This is a genomic window from Microvirga sp. P4_G7 (assembly GCF_056401005.1).
Genome location: NZ_JBFUKD010000347.1, coordinates 1 through 3,817, shown reverse-complemented (window position 1 = coordinate 3,817; position 3,817 = coordinate 1). Strand labels below are relative to the sequence as shown.

The window sequence follows — 3,817 nt, the reverse complement described above, 5'->3', positions numbered from 1 at the left end:
CCCTTGCTGCCCTTAACCTTGACTGTCTGGCCGTCGATGGTCGCCGTCACTCCCGACGGAACCGCAACCGGCTTTTTGCCTACTCGAGACATGCTCAAATCTCCCGTGGTTCTGTGCTCAAGCCGGTCTTAGAAGACCTTGCAGAGCACTTCGCCGCCGACGTTCTTCTCACGGGCCTCGTGATCGGCCATCACGCCCTGCGGGGTCGAGATGATGGTGATGCCAAGGCCGTCGGCGACGCGCGGCATGGTATCGACGGACGTGTACACACGCCGACCAGGCTTCGACACGCGCTCGATGGTGCGGATGACGGGCTGGTTGTCGTAGTACTTGAGTTCGATCGAGAACTCGGTCCGGCCGTTGCCAAACTCGGTCTGCGAGTAATCGCGGATGTAACCCTCGGACTTGAGAACGTCGAGGACACGAGCGCGAAGCTTCGAACCAGGGGTAGAAACGGTACCGCGACGACGCATCTGCGCGTTACGGATACGGGTGAGCATATCGCCCAACGGATCGTTGATCATTCGACTGCCTCCCTTACCAGCTGGACTTCACGAGACCGGGAATCAGGCCCTTCGAGCCCAGTTCACGGAGAGCGATACGGGACATGCCGAGCTTGCGGTAGTAAGCGCGGGGACGGCCCGTAACCTCGCAACGGTTGCGAATCCGGGTCGGATTGCTGTTGCGCGGAAGTTCCGCCAGCTTGAGGCGCGCTGCGAAGCGATCCTCCATGGACTTCGACTCGTCGTTGGCGACAGCCAGAAGCCGCTCGCGCTTGCCGGCGAACTTCTTCACCAACTCGCGACGGAGCTTGTTCTTCTCAATAGAGCTTTTCTTAGCCATTCGATTTTCTCCAGTGTCCGCGTATGAGGACTGCTGTCCTCACTGCCGGAACGGGAAGTTGAAGTGACGCAGGAGCGCACGGGCTTCGTCGTCGGTTTTAGCCGTGGTGGCGATCACCACGTCCATGCCCCACACCTGCTCGACCTTGTCGTAGCTGATCTCAGGGAACACCAGGTGTTCCTTGATGCCGAGGGCGTAGTTGCCGCGACCGTCGAACGACTTGGGGTTCAAGCCCCGGAAGTCGCGGACGCGGGGAAGCGCGATGGTCACGAGACGATCCATGAACTCGTACATACGAGCCTTGCGGAGCGTGACCTTGGCGCCGATCGGCATGTTTTCGCGGACCTTGAACTGCGAAATCGCCTTACGGGCCTTCGTGATCACCGGCTTCTGGCCGGCGATGAGAGCGAGTTCCGAGGCGGCGACGTTCGCCTTCTTGGAATCCGCGGTCGACTCGCCAACGCCCATGTTCAGAACGATCTTGGTGATCGTCGGAACTTCCATGGGGTTCTTGTAGCCGAACTCTTTGATGAGCGCCGGGCGCACTACGTCTTCGTAGTGCTTCCGCATGCGCGGGGTGTAACCGTCCACCTGAGCCTTAGCCATCGATCAGGTCTCCCGAGCGCTTGGCGACGCGGACCTTGCGGCCGTCGTCCATGATCTTGAATCCAACCCGGGTCGGCTTGCCGTCCTTGGGGTCCGAGTAAGCCAGGTTCGACAGGTGGATCGGAGCCTCTTTCGAGATGATCCCGCCTTCCTGGGCGGCAGTCTGCCGCTGGTGCCTCTTGACGAGGTTCACGCCGCGAACGATCGCGCGCTCTTCCTTCGGCATCACTTGCACGACTTCGCCGGTCTTGCCCTTGTCGCGACCGGTCAGAATGACGACTTTGTCGCCTTTCTTGATCTTAGCGGCCATTAGAGCACCTCCGGCGCCAGTGAAATGATCTTCATGTGATTCTTGGCGCGCAGCTCGCGGGGGACGGGCCCGAAAATACGGGTGCCCACCGGCTCCTTCTGATTGTTGATCAGAACGGCGGCATTGCGGTCAAAACGGATGACCGAGCCGTCGACGCGACGGATGTCCTTGGCGGTGCGAACGACGACCGCCTTCATGACGTCGCCCTTCTTCACGCGACCGCGCGGAATAGCTTCTTTGACGGAAACGACGATGATATCGCCGACAGAAGCGTACTTACGCTTCGAACCACCGAGAACCTTGATGCACATCACGCGACGCGCACCGGAATTGTCGGCAACGTCTAGATTCGTCTGCATCTGGATCATGGCTTTGATCCTTTCCTTTGTTTCAGACAGGTTTCCGGGCAGAGGCACGATTGCCTCCCCGGACTACGCCTGACGGGGATCTCTTGTCCCCTGCCCTTCATTGTCGAGAAGGGCGGCCGTATACACGAGCCACCCTCGATAGACAAGCCCTAGCGTAAACCTTTTAGGCTTTCGCTTGGTCGACGAGCACCCAGGTCTTGAGTTTCGAGATCGGCTTGGACTCCTCGATGGAGACCGTATCGCCGACCTTCGCCGTATTTCCTTCGTCGTGAGCATGGTAGTGCTTCGTCCGACGCACGGTCTTCTTCATGACCGGGTGCGTGAAACGGCGCTCCACCTTCACAACGACCGTCTTATCCTGCTTATCGCTGATAACGACGCCTTGCAAAACGCGCTTCGGCATTCTGATCCCCTTTAAACCTTCGCCGTCGCCGACTTTTGGCGCTGCAGCGTCTTGACGCGGGCGATGTCCTTACGGACCTCACGAACGCGTCCTGTGTTTTCGAGCTGGTTGGTCGCGCGCTGGAAGCGGAGGTTGAATTGCTCCTTCTTCAACTTCAGCAACTCGTCCTGCAGCTGATCGTTCGACAGCGTCTTGAGGTCGGAGGCTCTCTGTTTGGACTTCATGATCCCCTCCTTACTCGGCGATTCGCTGAATGAAGCGCGTCTTGATCGGAAGCTTCGCCGCACCGAGGCGCAGGGCCTCGCGAGCGATATCTTCCGGCACGCCGTCGATCTCGAACATGATGCGGCCCGGCTTGACCCGTGCTGCCCAAAATTCGGGAGCGCCCTTACCTTTACCCATACGCACTTCGGTCGGCTTCGACGACACCGGCACGTCCGGGAAGATGCGGATCCAAACGCGACCGGCACGCTTCATGGCGCGGGTGATCGCGCGGCGAGCCGCCTCGATCTGCCGAGCGTTCACACGCTCGGGTTCCATCGCCTTCAAGCCGAACTGGCCGAAATTGAGATCCGTTCCACCCTTCGCGGTGCCGGAGATGCGGCCCTTGAATTGCTTACGGAACTTCGTTTTCTTCGGTTGCAACATGGCAAACCTCTCCTGACCCCTCGGTTACGCCGCTTGCTCGCGGCGGCCACCCGAGCGGCCTCCCTCGTCGTTCATGCGCTTGTCCTGCGCCATCGGGTCGTGCTCAAGGATTTCGCCCTTGAAGATCCAGACCTTGATGCCGCACGTTCCGTACGTCGTGAAAGCCGTCGCCGTGCCGTAATCGACATCGGCSCGCAGSGTRTGCARCGGAACGCGACCTTCGCGATACCACTCSAKRCGWGCRATYTCGGCWCCGCCRAGACGGCCSGMGCAGTTGATACGAATGCCCTCGGCGCCGAGACGCATCGCCGACTGAACGGCGCGCTTCATGGCGCGACGGAACGCGACACGACGCTCGAGCTGTTGAGCGATCGAATCCGCGACCAGCGTCGCATCGACTTCCGGCTTGCGGACTTCGACGATGTTGATCGTCACATCCGCGTTCGTCATCTTGTTGACGAGCTTGCGCAGCTTCTCGATGTCCGCGCCCTTCTTGCCGATCACCACGCCCGGACGACCCGAGTGAATGGTGACGCGGCACTTCCGGTGCGGACGCTCGATCACAATCTTCGAAACGGCGGCCTGCTTCAGCATCTTCATGAGAGCATCGCGGATCGCCATGTCCTCATGCATCAGCTT

General features: G+C 60.2%; 9 protein-coding genes and 1 pseudogene. All 10 read right to left on the bottom strand.

Translation table 11 applies throughout. The features are described from left to right. Positions 1-92: pseudogene (locus tag AC1DT3_RS14280) on the bottom strand (50S ribosomal protein L6); the annotation flags it as partial. Between the two features lie 36 nt (positions 93-128). After that, on the bottom strand, positions 129-524 hold the full coding sequence (gene rpsH / locus AC1DT3_RS14275) for a 30S ribosomal protein S8 (RefSeq protein ID WP_477465911.1): 396 nt from the start codon (positions 522-524) through the stop codon (positions 129-131). Between the two features lie 13 nt (positions 525-537). Further along, a complete protein-coding gene (gene rpsN / locus AC1DT3_RS14270) occupies positions 538-843 on the bottom strand; it encodes a 30S ribosomal protein S14 (RefSeq protein ID WP_477465910.1) in 306 nt (101 codons plus the stop codon). Between the two features lie 39 nt (positions 844-882). Continuing rightward, a complete protein-coding gene (gene rplE, locus AC1DT3_RS14265; RefSeq protein WP_477465909.1) occupies positions 883-1,449 on the bottom strand; it encodes a 50S ribosomal protein L5 in 567 nt (188 codons plus the stop codon). Beyond that, positions 1,442-1,759: a 50S ribosomal protein L24 gene (gene rplX / locus AC1DT3_RS14260; protein ID WP_477465908.1), complete on the bottom strand. Its 318-nt coding sequence runs from the start codon at positions 1,757-1,759 to the stop codon at positions 1,442-1,444. The genes rplE and rplX overlap by 8 nt, the downstream gene beginning before the upstream one ends. Further along, positions 1,759-2,127 (bottom strand): 50S ribosomal protein L14, encoded by a 369-nt coding sequence (gene rplN / locus AC1DT3_RS14255; RefSeq protein WP_099511397.1) that lies wholly within the window; start codon positions 2,125-2,127, stop codon positions 1,759-1,761. Before rplN ends, rplX begins: the two co-directional genes overlap by 1 nt. Before the next feature lie 163 nt (positions 2,128-2,290). Beyond that, complete coding sequence (rpsQ, locus tag AC1DT3_RS14250) at positions 2,291-2,530, bottom strand: 30S ribosomal protein S17 (RefSeq protein ID WP_477465907.1); 240 nt, start codon at positions 2,528-2,530, stop codon at positions 2,291-2,293. 11 nt (positions 2,531-2,541) lie between these two features. Further along, complete coding sequence (gene rpmC / locus AC1DT3_RS14245) at positions 2,542-2,754, bottom strand: 50S ribosomal protein L29 (protein ID WP_477465906.1); 213 nt, start codon at positions 2,752-2,754, stop codon at positions 2,542-2,544. A gap of 10 nt (positions 2,755-2,764) precedes the next feature. Continuing rightward, positions 2,765-3,178 carry a 50S ribosomal protein L16 gene (gene rplP / locus AC1DT3_RS14240; protein WP_112663949.1) on the bottom strand — a complete coding sequence of 138 codons (414 nt, stop codon included), beginning with the start codon at positions 3,176-3,178 and terminating at the stop codon, positions 2,765-2,767. A gap of 24 nt (positions 3,179-3,202) precedes the next feature. Then, the coding region (rpsC, locus tag AC1DT3_RS14235) for a 30S ribosomal protein S3 (protein ID WP_477465905.1) at positions 3,203-3,817 on the bottom strand (615 nt) is incomplete at its 5' end.

Bases quoted from the DNA above. Each gene is read 5' to 3' on its own strand.
- rpsH (WP_477465911.1), bottom strand. From the start codon at position 524: ATGATCAACGATCCGTTGGGCGATATGCTCACCCGTATCCGTAACGCG.
- rpsN (WP_477465910.1), bottom strand. From the start codon at position 843: ATGGCTAAGAAAAGCTCTATTGAGAAGAACAAGCTCCGTCGCGAGTTG.
- rplE (WP_477465909.1), bottom strand. From the start codon at position 1,449: ATGGCTAAGGCTCAGGTGGACGGTTACACCCCGCGCATGCGGAAGCAC.
- rplX (WP_477465908.1), bottom strand. From the start codon at position 1,759: ATGGCCGCTAAGATCAAGAAAGGCGACAAAGTCGTCATTCTGACCGGT.
- rplN (WP_099511397.1), bottom strand. From the start codon at position 2,127: ATGATCCAGATGCAGACGAATCTAGACGTTGCCGACAATTCCGGTGCG.
- rpsQ (WP_477465907.1), bottom strand. From the start codon at position 2,530: ATGCCGAAGCGCGTTTTGCAAGGCGTCGTTATCAGCGATAAGCAGGAT.
- rpmC (WP_477465906.1), bottom strand. From the start codon at position 2,754: ATGAAGTCCAAACAGAGAGCCTCCGACCTCAAGACGCTGTCGAACGAT.
- rplP (WP_112663949.1), bottom strand. From the start codon at position 3,178: ATGTTGCAACCGAAGAAAACGAAGTTCCGTAAGCAATTCAAGGGCCGC.